A 17,712-nucleotide genomic window follows, 5' to 3' on the forward strand; every position below is an offset into this window, starting at 1 on the left:
CGGGCGTCCTTGGCGACGTCGCAGATCAGCGAGCGGTCGAGCTTCACCGTCTGGATCGGCAGGTGCATCAGGGCGCGCAGGTTGGAATAGCCGGTGCCGAAGTCGTCGAGCGCGATGCTCACGCCCTTGGCGGTCAGCCGCTCGATGTGGCGGCGCGAGAGCGCCAGGTCCTGCAGCAGGAAGGTCTCGGTGATCTCGACGGTGAGCGCGGTGGCCGGCAGGGCGGTCTTGCCCAGCCGCCCGATCAGCTTGCGCGAGAAGCCGGGGTCCAGGAGGTCGCGGGGCGAGACGTTGAAGGCGACCGTCTCGATCAGGCCGGCCTCGACCCAGGGGGCGGCGCGCGCGCAGCCGGCCTCGAAGACCGCCTCGTCGATGCGGCCGATCAGGCCCAGCTCCTCGGCCATGGGGACGAAGGCGGCGGGCGCCAGCAGGCCCTGCTCGGGATGGCGCCAGCGGGCCAGAACCTCGACGCCGACGATCCGCCCGTCGCGGGCGTCGACCACCGGCTGGAACCAGGGCTCGATCTCGCCGGCGGGGATGGCGCGGCGCAGCTCCGCCTCGAGCGTGCGCCGGTGCTGGTTCTCGGCGCGCAGCTCCGCGTCGAAGGCCGACCAGCGGCGCCCGCCCTGGGTCTTGACCCGGTAGAGCGCCATGTCGGCGAAGCGCTGCAGGTCGCCGGCGTTCGGCGCGTCGTCCGGATAGACCGCCACGCCCACCGAGGCGCCGGGGGAGACCTGGCGGCCATAGATCGCGTGCGGCTGGGTGAGCAGGTCCACCAGGCGCTGGGCGCGGGCCGCGACATCCGAGTCTTCGGAGATCAGGGCGAACTCGTCGCCGCCGAGCCGGGCCACCAGGTCGCCGGGCGCGGCGCAGGCGCTCAGGCGGTCGCCCACCTCGGCCAGGAACAGGTCGCCCGCGTGGTGGCCGAGCGTGTCGTTCAGGTGCTTGAAGCGGTCGAGGTCGATGACGAACAGGGCGACGCGGCCGCCGCGGGCCCCAGCGGCCTCCAGACGCTCGCAGAGCGCGGCGGTGAAGGCGCCGCGGTTGACCAGGCCGGTCAGCGAGTCGGTCTGGGCGAGCCTGAGCGTCAGCTCGCGCTCGGCCTCCAGTTCGGCCACGCGCGCTGTCAGGTCCGCAAGGTGTTGGGCGCGTTCGGGCACGGGCGGGGCAAGGCCTCAGGGCTGTGAGTGTCCGAGCCCATCTAGTCCCCTCTGGGCGAACGCCCCGTTAAGCGACATGCCTAACGCCGGCTATGCCGCAGTTGCGGCCGCTGCCTCGCTCGACGCGGGGACCTCGATCTGGTTCTCCCACTTGGCCACCACCGCGGCGGCCACCGAGTTGCCGACCACATTGGTCGCCGAGCGCCCCATGTCGAGCAGGTGGTCCACCGCCAGGATCAGCAGCAGCCCCGCCTCCGGCAGCCGGAAGTAGGAAAGCGTCGCCGCAATCACCACCAGCGACGCCCGCGGCACCCCCGCCATCCCCTTCGAGGTGACCATCAGCAACAGCAGCATGGTGATCTGCTGCGCGATCGACAGATGCACCCCATAGACCTGCGCGATGAACAGGGTGGCGAACGTGCAGTACATCATCGAGCCGTCAAGGTTGAAGGAATAGCCCAGCGGCAGGACGAAGCTCGCCACCCGCTTGGAGACGCCCCATTGCTCAAGCGCCTGCAGGGTGCCCGGGTAGGCGGCTTCCGAGGAGGCGGTGGAGAAGGCCAGGAGCGCCGGCTGACGGACCGCGCCCATCAGCTTGAGCGCGCGGGGCCCGACGACCAGGACCACCACCGCGATCAAGAGCGCCCAGAGCACACCCAGCGACAGGTAGAAGCCGCCCACGAACTTGGCGTAGGTCGCCAGCACCCCGATGCCTTGGGTGGCGATGGTCGCCGCCAGCGCTGCAAAAATCGCGAACGGCGCGGTTTTCATCACATAGCCCGTCACCTTGAGCATGATTGCGGCGATCTGCTCGACCAGCGCCAGCACCGCCGGGGCCCGGTCGTCGATGGCCGCCACCGCCGAGCCCACGAACACCGAGAAGATGACGATCTGCAGGATCTCGTTGTCGGCCATGGCCTGGATGATCGAGGCCGGCACCAGGTGGGTCACGAAGGCCCTGAGCGTGAACTTGCTCATGTCCACCGCTGCTGCGGCCTTGCCGCCGTCCGGGATGGACAGTGACAGGCCCGAGCCCGGTTGCAGCAGGTGGACCATGATCAGGCCGATGGTCAGCGAGACGATCGAGGCGCAGACGAACCAGCCCAGCGCCTTGATCCCCACCCGCCCGATGCTGGCTGAGTCCTCCATGTGGGCGATGCCGGCCACCAGGGTCGAGAAAACAAGGGGGGCGATGATCATCTTGATCAGCCGCAGGAACACGTCGGTGATGATCGACAGGTTCTCGGCCACCACCTTGGCCGAGGCGGGCGACGCGTACTGGTTGACCACCCATCCGACGGCGACGCCCAGCATCATGGCCGAGACGATGAGGATCGTGAAAATGCGGTTCATTCGGGACCCGACGCTTGCTTGGGCGCCTTTGTCGCCGGGAAGCCGGGCTTCGTCCATCCCGACGAGAGCGTGACCCCGGTCACAGCCAGCCGGACCGCAAGACCGTAGGAAGCTGGACGTCGCAATCAGCGGCTGAATATCTGCAAGGAGCTTCCGATGACCCGTTACAGCATCCTCGCCGCGTTCATGGCGACAACCGTTCTGGCTGCCGGCGCCGCCCAGGCTGAGAACGACATCATGGTGGTTCGCGTCAGCGACCTGAACGTCGCCAGCACGCAGGGCGCGCAGGTTGCGCTCCAGCGTATCAAGTCCGCCGCGTCACAGTTCTGCAGCGACGCCGATTCCCGCGACCTGGGCCGCATCGCCCAGCATCGCTCGTGCGAAGCCCGCATGATCGGCAAGGCCGTGCGTTCCCTCGACGCTCCGGTCGTCACCGCGCTCTACGCGCCGCCGTCCACCTTCCGCCTGGCCAGCGAAGCGACCCACTAGTCCGTGCGTCCGGTCAGTTGCTTCCGGCGTCCGCCGCCGATCCTCGCCAGGCCAGGGCGTCGATCGGCGCGCCGGGGGAGGCTTTGGAGCGCCGCCGCACCCGTGCGAAGGTGGGGCATGGCATCTCCCGCCAAAGACTCCCTCGGCCAGGTCCTCGCTGCCCTCAAGGACAGCGAGGTTCTTGGCGTTCTGTCGCCGGCCGCCAGCGCGACGCTGGCCGGGCGCGGCGTCCCGGTCGACCTAGCGGGCGGGGCCTACCTCTGCCGGATCGGCGATCCCGGAGACGCGGTCTATGTGATCCTCGACGGCGAGATCGAGGTGCGCACCAGCTCTCCCGGCGGACGCGACCTGCGCCTGGTGGCGCTGCGGCGCGGCGAGATCGCCGGCGAGATGGCGGCGCTGGACGGCGGACTGCGCTCGGCCGACATGGTGGCCGCCCGTCGCACCCGCCTGTGGCGGATTCCCCGAAGCGCGCTCATCCAAGCGCTGGAGTCGGAGCCCAAGGCCGCCGTCGCCCTGCTGGCGGAAATGAGCGCCCGGCTTCGGCGGACCAATGCGGCGCTGGAGGCGCGCGCCACCCTGGACCTCGGCGGCCGGCTCGCCCAGCTACTGGTCGGCGAGCAGAACCCCCGCGCCCTGATCGCGCTCACCCAGTCGGAACTGGCCCGCAGGCTGGGCGCCTCCCGCGAGAAGGTGAACCGCAAGCTGCACGACTGGGGCGCCAAGGGCTGGGTGGAGGTGACGCCGGCCGGCGTGCGGCTGCTGCAGCCCGGACAACTGGAGGACCTGGGAAAGCAGGCGCCGGAGAGTTAGCCCAAGTCACGGGCCCAATGGTCAACCTTGGCTGGAGTTCCTATGCTTGGGCGTCGGCTCCCCGATGAAGGAACCGACACGGGATGGGGCGCCGGCCGCGGACTAAATGTCGATCAAGCCGGCGCGCCGGCGCAATCAGAGGGACCGATTCCTATGCCGATGCTTCAAACCTTTTCGCTCAGGCTCAACAGCCACTTCCATCCCGATCGCATTGATGAGTTTGCGACGTCGCGCGCGAAGCACTTCGCCCCCGGCAACCCGCTCGACCTGAGTTTTCTGGAGCAAGACGGAACACCGCTGCATCGGGCCTGGAAGACCTACATTGCAAAGATGCCCATGAGCTTCAGCGAGGCCCTGCGCAGCGTCATCCACTACGCCTTGTCCACGACGCCGCCGACCCCGATCAATTTCTCCTGGGCGCCGGGCTACGACTACGAGCTCAACATGTGGCAGGCTCCGGACACCAAGCTGACGCGCGGCGGAATCACGGTGCTATTGAAGAGCCGATATCCCGACGACAAGCATCCGCTGGAGACATGATCCGGCGCTAGCTGATCGCCTCCTGGACCGTCGATCCGATACCCGCCAGGCGCAATCCTTCGATAAATTGCTCCCGGTCGCTCTCGCGCGCGTAGGGCGCCCGGCGAAGGTTGTTGACGCCGACCAGCTCCTCCAGCGCCGGGGGAAACGCCCGCCGGGCGTCGTCGGTGCGGCCAACCCGGGCCAGGCTCGCGGCCAGCACGCCGGCTCCGCGCACGTCGCGCATCGAGGCGGCGCTCTCCGCATGGCGGATCGCCTCGGCATAGTCGCCGGCGTGATAGTGCGCCAACGCCAGCAGGGTCAGCATGGCCCCGAGCTGGGGGTCGTAGGGACTGTAGCGCAGGCTGCGCTCGATCGGCGCGACCGCCTCGGCGGGACGGCCTGAATAGATCAGGACCTGCCCCAGGCGGAAATGGCCGAAGCCGAAGTTGGGGTTGAGCGCGATCGTCTTGCGGGCTTCCTGCAGGGCTTCGGCGTGCCGCCGCAGGTAAAGCGAGGCGCCGGACGAGGCGAAGTAGCCATAGGCGTCGCGTGGATCCAGGCGGATGGCGGTGTGGGCCGCAGCGCGGGCCTCCATCAGGTCGGCGGACGGCTGATCGGACCAGCCGTAAACCGCGCCACCATAGAGGGCGCGCGCCAGGCCGATGTAGCCGAGCGCGAGCTCCGGATCGCGCGCGATCGCTTCGCGGAAGAGTTCCAGGGCCAGCCGCTGATCGGTGGGCGAGACCTTGTTCAGGTGCCACATGCCGCGCTGGAAGCAGTCCAGGGCGTTGAAATCCTTCAGGTCCTTGCGGGCAATCCGCGCCCCTTCGCTGTGCAGCATCGCCGGCTCGATGGCGCCCACCACCTGCTCGGTGATCTCGTCCTGCAGGGCCAGGAGGTCTTCCAGCTGCCGATCGAAGCTGTCGGCCCAGATGTTGGTCCCGCTGGCCGCCTCGACCAGCTGCGCCGTCACCCGGACGCGGCGGCCGAGTTTCCGCACGCCGCCCTGCAGCACGTAGCGCACGCCAAGTTCCCGACCGACCTGGGTCACATCGACGGCGCGGCCCTTGTAGGTGAAGCTGGAATTGCGGCCGATGACGAAGAACCAGCGCCAGCGGGAAAGTGCTGTGACGATGTCCTCGGTGATGGCGTCGGCGAAATATTCCTGCTCCGGATCGCCGCTGCGGTCCTGGAACGGCAGGACGGCGATCGAGGGCTTTGACGGCAGTTCAAGCTGAGGCTCGGGGACCGGCGCCGCACCGTCGATCCGCACACGGAAGGTGCGCACCGGGCGGGGGATGTTCTTGACGGTCTGTTCGCCCAGGTCCTCGAAGGCGACCTCGATGCGGCCCTGGGTGTCTTCCTGCACCCGCCCGGATACACAGATGCCGCCCGGCTCGGCCAGCGCCTCGAGGCGAGCGGCCACGTTCACGCCATCGCCGAAGATGTCGCCACCTTCGACGACCACGTCGGCGGCGTGCAGGCCCATGCGGAAGTCGACGCGCTTGCCGACAGCCGCCTCGGCGTTGCGCTCCGCCATCGCGGTCTGGATACGGATGGCGCACTGCAGCGCGCTCACCACGCTGCCAAACGCCGCCAGCACCCCGTCGCCGGTGGTCTTGATCACCTGTCCGCCATGGTCGCCGACCGCCGGCTGGATGATCTCGCGCAGGTGCGACGCCACCAGGGCAAGCGTGCCCTCCTCGTCGGCAGACACCAGCCGGCTGTAGCCGGCGACATCGGCCGCGAGGATCGCCGTCAGCCGCCGTTCGACTTTGCTGCCCGCGCTGCCCGTCACGTCGCCCTCTCTGCTGCATAGCAGCATGAGCCGCCATGCGAACCGTGGCAACCGGCGCGCGAGCCTTTGCGCCGGAGTCTCGCAACCTTCGCCTGGCGTCGCTATAAAGCGTCGATGACATCGAAAGCAGACGCAGCCGGCATCGTGGATCGGCTAGAACAAGAATACCGCAAGACGGTCGAGGCCCTGCGGGGCGCCCTCAAGGAATTCCTGGACGGAGGACCGCCGCCCGATCCGGCGATGCGCGCCGCCGGCGCCTTCGCCTACCCGGAGCTGCGGCTCAACTGGCCGGCCGGCCAGCCGTTCCCGCGGATCAGCCGCGCCTACGCCCGCATCAGCGCGCCTGGCCGCTATGCGATCACCGTGACGCGGCCGGACCTCTACCGGGATTACCTGATCGAGCAGCTCAGCCTGCTGGCCCAGGACTTCAAGGTGGAGATCGAGGTCGGCCGCTCCAACCAGGAGATGCCGTTCCCCTATGTGCTGGACGGCCAGGCCGACATCGCGCTGGCCGACATCGGCTCCGCGGAGATCGCCCGGCACTTCCCGACCACCGAGCTGGCCTACATCGGCGACGAGATCGCCGACGGCTATTGGGCCAACAACCATGACCGCCCACGGCCGCTGTCGCTGTTCGACGGGCTGCGCACGGATTTCTCGCTGGCCCGGATCACCCATTACACCGGCACCCCGGCCGAGCACGTGCAGCAGTACATCCTGTTCACCAACTATCACCGCTACGTGGACGAGTTCGTCCGCTGGGGCTGCCAGCAGCTGAAGGAAGGCGGGCCGTATACGGCGCTGTCGGCGGCGGGGAACGTGGTGGTCACGGCCGACACGCCGAACGCGGAAGCCACGATCAACGCGGCGGCCTGGCGCCGTCACCAGATGCCGGCCTACCACCTGATGGCCGAGGGCCGCGCCGGGGTCACCCTGGTCAACATCGGGGTCGGGCCGTCCAACGCCAAGACGATCTGCGACCACCTGGCGGTGCTGCGGCCCCAGGCCTGGCTGATGATCGGCCACTGCGGCGGCCTGCGCGGCAGCCAGACCATCGGCGACTACGTGCTGGGCCACGCCTATCTGCGCGACGACCACGTGTTGGACGAGGTGCTGCCGCCGGAGATCCCGATCCCGCCGATCGCCGAGATGCAGGTGGCGCTCAACCGCGCCGCCGAGATCGTCACCGGCGAGACCGGCGAGGTGCTGAAGCGGCGCCTGCGCACCGGCACCATCGTCACCACCGACGACCGCAACTGGGAGCTACGCTATTCATCGAGCGCGCTCAGGTTCAACCAGAGCCGGGCGGTGGCCATCGACATGGAAAGCGCCACCATCGCCGCCCAGGGCTACCGCTTCCGGGTGCCTTACGGGACCCTGCTCTGCGTGTCGGACAAGCCGCTGCACGGCGAGCTCAAGCTGCCGGGCCAGGCCAACGCCTTCTACGACCGGGCGATCAGCCAGCACCTGCAGATCGGGGTGGCGACCATGGACCTGCTGCGCCAGGAGGGTCCGCGCCTGCACTCGCGCAAGCTCAGGAGCTTCGACGAACCGCCCTTCCGGTAGGGGCCCCGACGGACTGAGGGAGCGCGGTGACCAGATGTTCACGCGAAGGCCCTAGTCCGAGGAGTTGGCCGCGACCCTGACGGCCGGCTTGGATGGACATCTGATGGCGAGGTCGTTCGGATGGGCGTGAAGCTCCGAGCCGTTGCGCCGCCGCTCGCTGCCTTGCTCACCTTCCTGGCCGCACTTTCCTCCAGGGTGCTGAACGATGGCGACACCTGGTGGCACGTCGCCGCCGGGCGGCTGATGATCGATCAGCGGGCCGTCATCCACACGGACCCCTTCTCGTACACGTTCCAGGGCGCGCCCTGGCACACGCACGAGTGGCTCGCGCAGGTCCTGTTGGGCGGCGCCTTCGATCTCGGCGGCTGGAGCGCGGTGGTGATCCTGACTGCGGCGGCGGCCGGCCTGACGGCCTGGCTGCTCGCTCGCGACCTCAGCCGCTGGGTGGACGGCATTCCCCTGCTGTGCCTGCTGCTCCTCGGCCTGGCGCTGGGGACGGGCAGCCTGCTGGCGAGGCCGCACATGCTGGCCTTGCCGATCCTGGAGGTCTGGACCGCCGAGCTGATCCGGGCCCGCGCCGAGGATCGGCGGCCCCGGTGGATCGTGCTGCCGCTGATGGCGCTGTGGGCGAACCTGCATGGGAGCTTCATGTTCGGCCTCGCGCTGATCGCGCCGTTCGCCCTGGAGGCGCTGCTGGCGGCGACGTCGGCGCTGGGCCGTCGCGCCGTGGTGCTTGGATGGGGCGCCTTCGGGATCGCCGCCGCGGCCATGGCGGTGCTGAGCCCGGACGGCTTCGGGACCCTGCTGTTCCCGTTCCAGCTCCTGCGGATGACGGGCCTTGCCCACATCGGGGAATGGGCTCCGGAGAATTTCGGGACGTTCGGTCCGCTCGAGGCCGGGCTGCTCGCCATGTTGTTCATCCTGTTCACCCGCCCGATCCGGCTACCGGCCATCCGGGCCGCGCTGCTGCTCCTGCTCATTCACCTGAGCCTGCAGCACGGACGCTACGAGCAGATGCTGGGCGTGATCGCGGCCTTGGTCCTGGCGAGGCCGATGGCGGTCGGGTTCGGGCAGGGCGCCGACACGCCCGAGCGCGGCGAGAGCCTGGCCCGCGCGCCGGTCTCGGGGCTGGCGGCCGCGGCGCTCGCCGTTGCTCTCGGGGTTGGCCGGATGGCCGTGCCGGTGGTCCGAGGCGATGGTCCCGACACACCGGTTTCGGCGGTGGCGGCTACGCCGGCTTCGATCCGGCAGACCCCGGTGCTGAACGAGTACAGTTTCGGCGGATTCCTGATCGGCCAGCATCTGCGTCCCTACATCGACAGCCGAGCCGACCTGTATGGCGACCCCTACCTCGAGGACTACGCGCGCCTGACGCGTCCGGACCCCCGGGCTCTTGGGCAAGCGCTCGACCGCCGCCGCGTCGGCTGGACGCTCTTCAAGACCGGGACGCCGGTCATCGAGGCGATGGACCGCATGCCCGGCTGGCGACGGCTCTATTCGGACCGATGGGCCGTCGTGCACGTTCGGCGCTGACCGGCCCCGGACCCTCGATCCGGTCTCCGATTCCGGCTAGGTCACGCCGCATGACCCGACACATGGACTTCGACGGCATCGAAAACTTCCGCGATTTCGGGGGTTATGACACCGCCAGCGGCCGGGCTGTGAAGCGGGAGGTGCTCTACCGCTCCGCCAACCATGCCTATGCCACAGAGGCCGATCTGGCGCGGATGCGTGACCTGGGGCTGGCCGCGATCATCGACCTGCGCCGCACCGAGGAGAGGACGCGCGAGCCCTCCAAGCGCTGGCCGGGGTTCGGCGCGGCGGTGGTGGAGAACGACATCCTCTCCAACCACGCCGACTGGGCGCAATCGATGAAGGGCGCGGAGGTCAACGCCCAGTGGTTCCTGGACGACGGTATGGCCTATTACCGCCGCGCGCCGTTCGAGGCGCGGCACATCGACCTCTTCACCCGTTACTTCCAGACCCTGGCGGCGGCCGACGGGGCGATCGTGGTGCACTGCGCGGCGGGCAAGGACCGCACCGGCCTGATCTGCGCGCTCACCCACCACGTGCTGGGCGTGCACGCCGACGACATCATGGCCGACTACCTGCTCACCAACGACGAGAGCCGGATGGCGCGGAAGATGGCCTTCCTGGGTCCCTGGCTGCGCGATACGGTCGGCAAGACCGTCGACGAGGCGGGCTTGCGGGTGGCGGTCTCGGTCAACCCTGCCTATCTCGAAACCGCCTTCGCCGTGATCCGCGAGGCGCACGGCTCGCTCGACGGCTATCTCACGCAGGTGTTGGGCGTCGGCCAGCCTCTGCGCGAGCGGCTCCAGGCGCGGCTGCTGGGCTGATCGCCGGGCCGTTCGGCGGGGTGGGACGCCCTCGCCCGGCCCGTCTCGATTCTGTCGAAAAAGCCCGCTAGACGGTCGTCATGACCCGGCGCATCGCGTTCGAAGGAATCGAGAACTTCCGGGATTTCGGCGACTACGCCGCGGCCGGCCGGCGATTGCGCCGCGGCCTGCTCTACCGCTCCGCGCACCAGGCGCGGGCGACCGAGGCGGACCTCGCCAAGCTCGCCGGCCTTGGACTTGCGGTGGTCGTCGACCTGCGCCGCTCCAACGAGCGCGAGCGCGACCCCAGCCGCCGCTGGCCGGGCTTCTCGGCCCAGGTGATCGAGAACGACATCGGCCAGGACAGCGCCGACGAATGGGCGACGTTCATCGCCACCTCGGACCTGACCGTCGGCTCGTTCCGCAGCTACATGCTGGACTACTATCGCCAGGCGCCGCATCAGCGTCGGCACCTTGACCTCTACGGGCGCTATTTCCGCGCTCTGGCCGAGAGCCGGGGCCCGGTCCTGGTGCATTGCGCGGCGGGCAAGGACCGCACCGGCATCCTCTGCGCCCTGACCCACCACCTGGCGGGCGTCGACGACGACGACATCCAGGCCGACTACCTGCTGACCAACGACACCGAGCGGCTGACGGCGCGCCTGCCGACGATCCGCGAGATGATCCGCGAGACCACCGGCCGGGTGGCCTCGGACGAGGCGCTGATGACCGCCATGCGGGTGGAGGCGGAGTATCTCGCCTGCGCCTTTGAGGCCATGCGGACGGAGCACGGGTCGCTCGACGGCTATCTGGATACCGCGCTCGGCCTCGACGGCGCCCTGCGCGAACGCATCCACGAGCGCCTGCTGGTCTGATCCGGCGATTGCGCGGCGGGCGCGGGCGTCCTAAGCAGCCGCGCCAGCCCGGAGCCGTGATGCAGACCTTCCAGCCACCCCGCCGGATCCTCATGGGGCCGGGCCCCTCCGACGTCAGCCCGCGGGTGCTAGGCGCCCTGGCGCGGCCGACGATCGGCCACTTGGACCCCGCGTTCCAGGCGCTGATGGAGGAGATCAAGGGGGCCCTGCAGCGGCTGTTCAACGCCCCCGACCATGCCTGCGTCCCGCTGCCTGCGCCCGGCACCGCCGGCATGGAGGCAGCGATCATGAACCTGCTGGAGCCTGGGGACCGGGCGGTGATCGCGGTCAACGGCGCCTTCGGCGGACGCATGGCCGACATGGCGGGCCGCGCGGGCGCGACGGTTGTCACTGTCGACCACGACTGGGGCCAGCCGGTCGATCCGGCCCGCGTCGAGGCGGCGCTGGCGGAGGCGCCGACGAAGGTCCTGGCCTTCGTGCACGCCGAGACCTCGACCGGCGCGCGCAGCGATGCGGCGAGCCTCTGCGCGGTCGCCCGCAGGCACGGGGCGCTGTCGGTGGTGGACTGCGTGACCTCGCTGGGCGGCATCGTGGTGGACGTGGCCGGCTGGGACGCCGACGTGGTCTATTCGGGGACCCAGAAATGCCTCTCGGCGCCGCCGGGGCTCTCGCCCATCGCGCTCTCCAAACGGGCCCAGGCGGCGATCTCCGGGCGCAAGGAGAAGGTCCGAAACTGGCTTTTGGATTTCAACCTGCTGAGGAGCTACTGGGGCGGCGAGGGCGGCCGGACCTATCACCACACGGCCCCTATCAACGCGCTCTATGGGCTCCATGAGGCGCTGGTGGCGATCTTCGAAGAGGGCCAGCAGGCGGCGATCGTGCGCCACGCCCGCATGCACGAGGCCCTGGTGGCCGGCCTGGAGGCGGCGGGCCTGAAGATGCTGGTGGCCGAGCCCCACCGCCTGCCGCAGCTGAACACCGTGCTCGTGCCCGAGGGCGTCGACGAGGCCGCCGCCCGCGCCCACGTCCTGAAGACCTGGGACCTGGAGATCGGCGCGGGCCTCGGCCCCCTGAAGGGCAAGGTCTGGCGGATCGGGCTGATGGGGGCCTCGGCCACCGCCTGGCACGTGCGCCTGTGCCTGACCGCGCTCTGCGAGGCGCTGGCCGCGCAGGGCTTTGCCGCCGACGCCAGGGCTGCGCTCGCGGCGGTGGACGCCAAGCTGGCGGCCTGACCGGAGCCGGTCTAACGTCCACCTCTGACCGCCACATCCAGAAACGGCGGCGTAGGGGAATTTGGTGAGCGAACTCAAGCCTCTGGACGCTGACGGGCCGGCAGCCATCGTCGAGCCCCCGACGATCGCGATGGTCGGGGGCGACGGCAAGCTCACCCTCGGCGGCTACGCCTGGTCGATCTTTGAAGGGGGCCGCGACCCCTTCATCATCCTGGTCACCATCTACATCTTCATGCCTTACGTGGCCTCGGTGCTGGTGGGCGATCCGGTGCGCGGCCAGGCGACCATCTCAAGCTGGGACCAGATCATCGGCTGGGTGGTGGTGGTCACCGCGCCCTTCCTCGGCGCTTCCATCGACAAGCTGGGACCGCGGAAGCCATGGCTCGGGTTGATCGTCGGACTGATGGTCCCGATGATCGCGGCCCTGTGGTTCGCCAGGCCCGGCGGGTGGATGACGCTCGCGATGCTGGCCACGCTCTACATCGGCGCGCGCCTGTTGTTCGTCTACGCCGAGGTGCTGCACAATTCGATGTTGATCCGCGCCGCGGGCCTGAGGGCCGCCCACAAGGCCTCGGCGCTGGCCCTATCGCTGGGCAACGCCGCTTCGGTCGTGGCGCTCGCCTTCACCGCCTGGGCCTTCGCCCTGCCCGGCAAGGTGCACTGGAGCTGGGTCCCCGCGGCGCCGCTGTTCGGCCTGAACCCGCTCACCCACGAGCCGGAGCGGGTGGTGGCCCTGATGGCTGCGGGGCTGCTCGCGGTGGGTTCGATCCCCTTGTTCCTGTTCACCCCCGACGCGCCGCGCACCGGCGTCCCGGTCCTGACCGCCTGGGGGAACGGCGCGGCCGAGCTCTGGCGCATGCTGAAGACGGTGCGGCGCTACAAGGACGCGGTCATCTACCTGGCCTCACGCATGTTCTTCGTCGACGGCATGAACGCCGTCCTGATCTACGCCGGCGTCTATGCGATCGGGGTGATGAAGTGGGGGCCGCTGGAGATGCTCGCCTACGGCATCATGCTCAGCGTGCTCGCCGTCGGGGGCGGCTTCCTGGCCCGTTGGCTGGACGGGGTGCTCGGGCCGAAAGCCGCCCTGCGTATCCAGATCAGCGTCACAGCCGTCTGCCTCACGGCCATGCTGGGGATCGCGCCGGACCGGCTGTTCTATTTCTGGCCGTATGACGCCGCCGCCCACGCGCCGCTCTGGGGCGGGCCGGTGTTCCGCCACCTGCCGGACTGGGCGTTCATCGGCATCGGCTTCCTGAACGCCATCTTCATCACCGGCCAGTACGCGTCCAGCCGCACGCTCCTGACCCGGCTGACCCCGCCGGAGCAGACCGGCGCCTTCTTCGGCGTCTATGCGCTGTCGGGGGTCGCCACCCTGTGGCTCGCGCCGACCCTGGTGAACATCGGCACCACCATGACGCACAGCCAGCAAGGCGGCTTTGCGAGCATCATCGTGCTCCTGGTGATCGGCCTGATCGGCCTCGCCTTCGTCAAGGGCGGCGGCCGCGAGCTGCAGCGCAGCGCCTAACCGCGCCGGCAGGGCTTGGGCGCCGCGATGCGGGCCGCGGAAGAGCAGAATCGCCACCGCAAGCATGGCGTCTCCGCGTGCTGACGCGAGAAAAACAACGCACATGGAAAATCAAATAATAACTAAACAACGTCAAACATTATAGGAGGTTAGACGCAGTAGTAGTCGGAAATATTTACCAGAACTTAGGGTTAACAGAGATTGACCAAGAAGAATGGATTCGTAAACGGACGGCGTTTACTGGCAGTTAAGCGTTCCATGTGATCCTTAGGGTGCATTTGGGCGAGCAGGCGGAAAGCTTGAAGCCCGCCAACGACTGCTCGCTTAGAAGGAGATCAAGATGTCCAATTTTGTCACGCGCTTCCTGAAGGACGAATCCGGCGCCACGGCCATCGAGTATGGTCTGATCGCCGCCCTCGTCGCCGTGGTCCTGGTGACCGCTCTCGGCGCCATGGGCAACAAGCTGTCCGGCACCTTCAACAAGGTGGCCAACAGCCTGCCCTAAGCTTCGGCTTCAATCGAATACGACGGAGACCCCGGCGCTCATACCGCCGGGGTTTTCTTTTGCGCCGACTGTCGGACTACGAGATCCGGGCATCACATCACGGGCAATGCAGAACAACGGTCTTTCAATTGGTAAATATCTGTTGAGTATAACTCTAAATTTTCCGAGTCTAGATTTACACGGCATTAAACGCATTATGGGATTTTTACGGCGCAACACGGGCAAACAGGCCGAACCGCTTGGCGCCCACTAGTCCACAGTTCGGTCAGAGGAGATAAATCATGTCCAAGTTCGTTACGCGTTTCTTGAAGGACGAATCCGGCGCCACCGCCATCGAGTACGGCCTGATCGCCGCCCTCGTCGCGGTTGTCCTGGTGACGGCGTTGAGCCTCCTGGGCACCAAGCTGTCCGGCACCTTCAACCTGGTGACCAACGACCTTCCGTAGGCGACAGCCTTCGAGACAGGTCGGCAGACCCCGGCGGCCCGTCCGCCGGGGTTTTTGCTTATCTGGATCCGTGAAACGCTCCGTTCATCGGCAGGCCCCATGCTGAGGCGCCACGGAGTTGCGCGATGATCCACGCCGTTCAGACCCTGCTGCTACTGATCTTTCCGATCCTGGTGATCGTGGCGGCGCTGCGCGACGCGACGAGCTACACCATTCCCAACTGGATTTCGCTCGCCCTGATCGCGGCCTTTCCCGTCGCCGCACTGGCGCTGGGTCTGCCGCTCTCCACCATCGGCCTTCACCTGGGCATCGGCGTCGCGGCGCTGGCGCTGGGCATGGTGATGTACTTCCTCCGCTGGATCGGCGGCGGCGACGCCAAGCTGTTCGCAGCCGCCGCCCTGTGGATCGGCTGGCCGGCGACGGTGACCTTCCTGGGCGCGACCGGCGTGGCCGGCGGCGTACTGTCCGTCGGCCTGCTTGGCCTGCGCTCGGCCTATGTCCGGCCCTACCTGCCCATCGGCCCTCCCTGGTTCGCCCGCCTGATCGAGCCTGGGCAGGACGTGCCCTATGGCGTGGCGATCTGCGCGGGGGCGCTCACCGCTTTTCCGGCCTCGACGCTGATCGGCCGCCTCTGACGCGCCGCATGCGGCGGTTGCGGCGCCGGCGCGGATGCGACTAGGAAAAAGCCGTCCAATCTCTCGCGAAGGCGCCCCCCATGTCCGACGTGATCCTGCAAAGCTCGGACGTCCCGGCCATCCCGGTCCATGCGCTCACCGAGAATGAGGTCGGCCCGGCCCTGGACGCGGCTCCAACGTTTGTGAAGGCCTTCGCCGCGCTGTCCGAATTCAAGGGCAAGGTCGGCCAGGTGCTGGTCACGCCCGACGCCGACGGCGCGATGACCGGCGTCTGGTTCGGGCTGGGCGCGGAGCCCGACCCCATGGCGTTCCGCGCGCTTGCGGCCAAGCTGCCCGCCGGCACCTACTGGATCGCGCGGGCGCCGGAGGGCCTGGACGCCGAGCAGGTCGCGCTGGCCTTCGCGCTCGGGAGCTACAGGTTCGACCGCTACAAGACCCACAGCGGCGAGCGCGCCAAGCTGCTGGCGGAAGACGTCGACGTGGCCGAGGTCCGCCACGTGGCCCACGCCTGCGCGCTGGCCCGGGACATGATCAACACGCCGGCCAACGACATGGGGCCGCTGCAGCTCGAGACCATCGCCCGCGAGATCGCCGAGCAGCACGCCGCGCAGATCACCGTCATCACCGGTGAGGGCCTGCTGGAGGCCAACTACCCGGCGGTGCACGCCGTCGGACGCGCCGCCGATCCCGCGCGCGCGCCAAGGATGATCGAGCTGACCTGGGACGGACCTGGGGGCCAGGGCGGCCAGCCGCTGGTCTGCCTGGTCGGCAAGGGGGTGGTGTTCGACACCGGCGGCCTGGACATCAAGCCCTCGGCCGGCATGCGGCAGATGAAGAAGGACATGGGCGGGGCGGCCCACGCGCTGGCGCTCGGCCGGATGATCATGGCCGCGGGCCTGCCGGTGCGGCTGGCGGTTCTGATCCCGGCGGTGGAGAACGCCATCTCCGGCGACGCCATGCGGCCGGGCGACGTCCTGGCCTCGCGCAAGGGCCTGTCCATCGAGGTCGGCAACACCGACGCCGAGGGCCGGCTGATCCTGGCCGACGCTCTCACCCGCGCCGGCGAGCTGGAGCCGGCGCTGACCCTGGATCTCGCCACCCTGACCGGGGCCGCCCGCGTGGCGCTGGGCCCACAGCTGCCGCCGTTCTACACCGACGACGAGGACCTGGCGGCCGACATCGAGCGAGCGGCCAAGGCGGCCTCCGATCCGGTGTGGCGGATGCCGCTCTGGAAGGGCTACGCCGACGCCCTCGACAGCGACGTGGCGGAGATCAAGAACGATCCCGACGCCTGGGCGCAGGCGGGCTCGGTGACCGCCGCCCTGTTCCTGCAGCGGTTCGCGCCGACCGGTCCCGATTGCGGACCCTGGGCCCACTTCGACATCTTCGCCTGGAACCCGCGCAACCGGCCGGGCTTCCCCGCCGGGGCCGAGGCGCAGGCGATCCGCGGCCTCTACCGCATGATCCGGGACCGCTTCGCATGACGGCGACCCTCGAGACGGATGATCCGCGCGTGACCCCCCTGCGCGACGGGATCGCCAGCCGCTCGCTGGAGGGCCTCGTCCGCGCCGAGGTCTATCTCGATGCCAAGACCATGAGCTGCGCGGTGCCGGCGACCGGCGTCCACCGCGCGCCGGACGTGGCCTCGGAGCAGATGGACCAGCTGCTGTTCGGCGAGGCCTTCGAAGTCATTGAGGAGGAGGGCGGCTTCTTCTGGGGCCAGGCGCGGCGGGACGGCTATGTCGGCTTCGTGGCGGCGGCCGCGCTCGCGCCCCTGGCGCCGGAGCCGACCCACCGGGTCGCGGCCATCCGCACCTACGCCTTCGCCGAGCCGAGCATCAAGACGCGCGCGCTGGGGCCCTATTCGCTGAACGCCCTGGTCGCCGTCGAGGCGCAGGAGGGCCGGCTTTGCAAGGCGGCGGGCGCGGGCTGGATGACAGCGGAGCATCTGGCCCCCCTCGGCGTCTTCGAGACCGACGCCGCCGCCGTCGCCGAGCGCTTCCTCGGCGCGCCGTACCTCTGGGGCGGCCGCGAGAGCCTCGGCCTGGACTGCTCGGGCCTGGTGCAGCAAGCGCTGTTCGCCTGCGGCCTAGCCTGCCCGCGCGACACCGACCAGCAGGCGAGCCTCGGGCGTGCGATCGCGCGCGAGGACTTCGGCCGCGGCGACCTGGTGTTCTGGAAGGGCCACGTGGCCATCGGGCTCGACGAGACCCGCATCGTCCACGCCAACGGCCACCACATGATGGTCGCCATCGAGCCGCTGGAGGCGGCCGTGGCCCGGATCGAGGCGGCGGGGGTCGGTGCGCCGACGGCTTATCGGCGGATCAAATAACCCCGCGGAGATTAATTCGCGCCGCCGGGCTTGGAGGCTTCCTGCTTCGGCGCACCGGCGCCGGTCGGGCCGCCGGCGCCGGTGGCCGGGGTCGCCGTCGTGCCGGTGGCGGCAGGCTTGCC

Annotated in this window: 17 protein-coding genes; 14 read left to right on the forward strand and 3 right to left on the reverse strand. The window is 69.3% G+C overall.

Features of this window, described 5'->3' with window-relative positions; all coding sequences use genetic code 11:
* A partial coding sequence (locus tag JWP28_RS11510; RefSeq protein ID WP_299542989.1) for an EAL domain-containing protein occupies positions 1–1,118 on the reverse strand: 1,118 nt, incomplete at its 3' end.
* 132 nt (positions 1,119–1,250) lie between these two features.
* On the reverse strand, positions 1,251–2,513 hold the full coding sequence (locus JWP28_RS11515) for a dicarboxylate/amino acid:cation symporter (RefSeq protein WP_299542991.1): 1,263 nt from the start codon (positions 2,511–2,513) through the stop codon (positions 1,251–1,253).
* Positions 2,514–2,669: 156 nt separating this feature from the next.
* On the opposite strand from JWP28_RS11515, the gene JWP28_RS11520 reads away from it, so the two are divergent.
* From JWP28_RS11520 to JWP28_RS11530, 3 genes are all read left to right on the forward strand, one after another.
* Positions 2,670–3,002, forward strand: a complete 333-nt coding sequence (locus tag JWP28_RS11520) for a UrcA family protein (protein ID WP_299542993.1) — start codon at positions 2,670–2,672, stop codon at positions 3,000–3,002.
* Between the two features lie 117 nt (positions 3,003–3,119).
* Complete coding sequence (locus tag JWP28_RS11525; protein WP_299542995.1) at positions 3,120–3,815, forward strand: Crp/Fnr family transcriptional regulator; 696 nt, start codon at positions 3,120–3,122, stop codon at positions 3,813–3,815.
* A 153-nt stretch (positions 3,816–3,968) separates the two neighbouring features.
* Complete coding sequence (locus JWP28_RS11530; RefSeq protein ID WP_299542997.1) at positions 3,969–4,355, forward strand: hypothetical protein; 387 nt, start codon at positions 3,969–3,971, stop codon at positions 4,353–4,355.
* A gap of 7 nt (positions 4,356–4,362) precedes the next feature.
* On the opposite strand, the gene JWP28_RS11535 is transcribed toward JWP28_RS11530, so the two are convergent.
* Positions 4,363–6,135: an adenylate/guanylate cyclase domain-containing protein gene (locus JWP28_RS11535; protein ID WP_299542999.1), complete on the reverse strand. Its 1,773-nt coding sequence runs from the start codon at positions 6,133–6,135 to the stop codon at positions 4,363–4,365.
* Positions 6,136–6,249: 114 nt separating this feature from the next.
* On the opposite strand from JWP28_RS11535, the gene JWP28_RS11540 reads away from it, so the two are divergent.
* The 11 genes from JWP28_RS11540 to JWP28_RS11590 all read left to right on the forward strand — a co-directional run bounded on the left by JWP28_RS11540 (position 6,250) and on the right by JWP28_RS11590 (position 17,590).
* Positions 6,250–7,701, forward strand: coding sequence for an AMP nucleosidase (locus JWP28_RS11540; RefSeq protein ID WP_299543001.1), 1,452 nt, complete (start codon positions 6,250–6,252; stop codon positions 7,699–7,701).
* 120 nt (positions 7,702–7,821) lie between these two features.
* Positions 7,822–9,234 carry a hypothetical protein gene (locus tag JWP28_RS11545; protein WP_299543003.1) on the forward strand — a complete coding sequence of 471 codons (1,413 nt, stop codon included), beginning with the start codon at positions 7,822–7,824 and terminating at the stop codon, positions 9,232–9,234.
* A gap of 50 nt (positions 9,235–9,284) precedes the next feature.
* On the forward strand, positions 9,285–10,058 hold the full coding sequence (locus tag JWP28_RS11550; RefSeq protein ID WP_299543005.1) for a tyrosine-protein phosphatase: 774 nt from the start codon (positions 9,285–9,287) through the stop codon (positions 10,056–10,058).
* 80 nt (positions 10,059–10,138) lie between these two features.
* On the forward strand, positions 10,139–10,912 hold the full coding sequence (locus tag JWP28_RS11555; protein WP_299543006.1) for a tyrosine-protein phosphatase: 774 nt from the start codon (positions 10,139–10,141) through the stop codon (positions 10,910–10,912).
* A gap of 59 nt (positions 10,913–10,971) precedes the next feature.
* Positions 10,972–12,144 carry an alanine--glyoxylate aminotransferase family protein gene (locus tag JWP28_RS11560; RefSeq protein ID WP_299543007.1) on the forward strand — a complete coding sequence of 391 codons (1,173 nt, stop codon included), beginning with the start codon at positions 10,972–10,974 and terminating at the stop codon, positions 12,142–12,144.
* Positions 12,145–12,208: 64 nt separating this feature from the next.
* Positions 12,209–13,672, forward strand: a complete 1,464-nt coding sequence (locus JWP28_RS11565; RefSeq protein WP_299543010.1) for an MFS transporter — start codon at positions 12,209–12,211, stop codon at positions 13,670–13,672.
* Between the two features lie 340 nt (positions 13,673–14,012).
* Complete coding sequence (locus tag JWP28_RS11570) at positions 14,013–14,177, forward strand: Flp family type IVb pilin (protein WP_299543011.1); 165 nt, start codon at positions 14,013–14,015, stop codon at positions 14,175–14,177.
* A gap of 281 nt (positions 14,178–14,458) precedes the next feature.
* Positions 14,459–14,623 (forward strand): Flp family type IVb pilin, encoded by a 165-nt coding sequence (locus JWP28_RS11575; RefSeq protein WP_299543013.1) that lies wholly within the window; start codon positions 14,459–14,461, stop codon positions 14,621–14,623.
* Between the two features lie 128 nt (positions 14,624–14,751).
* A complete protein-coding gene (locus tag JWP28_RS11580; protein ID WP_299543017.1) occupies positions 14,752–15,258 on the forward strand; it encodes a prepilin peptidase in 507 nt (168 codons plus the stop codon).
* Positions 15,259–15,338: 80 nt separating this feature from the next.
* The gene (locus JWP28_RS11585) at positions 15,339–16,742 is read left to right on the forward strand and encodes a M17 family metallopeptidase (RefSeq protein WP_299543014.1); all 1,404 of its coding nucleotides are present in this window, start codon (positions 15,339–15,341) and stop codon (positions 16,740–16,742) included.
* Positions 16,739–17,590, forward strand: a complete 852-nt coding sequence (locus JWP28_RS11590) for an NlpC/P60 family protein (RefSeq protein WP_299543016.1) — start codon at positions 16,739–16,741, stop codon at positions 17,588–17,590. The genes JWP28_RS11585 and JWP28_RS11590 overlap by 4 nt, the downstream gene beginning before the upstream one ends.
* Positions 17,591–17,712: the final 122 nt, after the last annotated feature.

The organism is Phenylobacterium sp., from assembly GCF_028290885.1.
Taxonomy (GTDB): domain Bacteria; phylum Pseudomonadota; class Alphaproteobacteria; order Caulobacterales; family Caulobacteraceae; genus Phenylobacterium.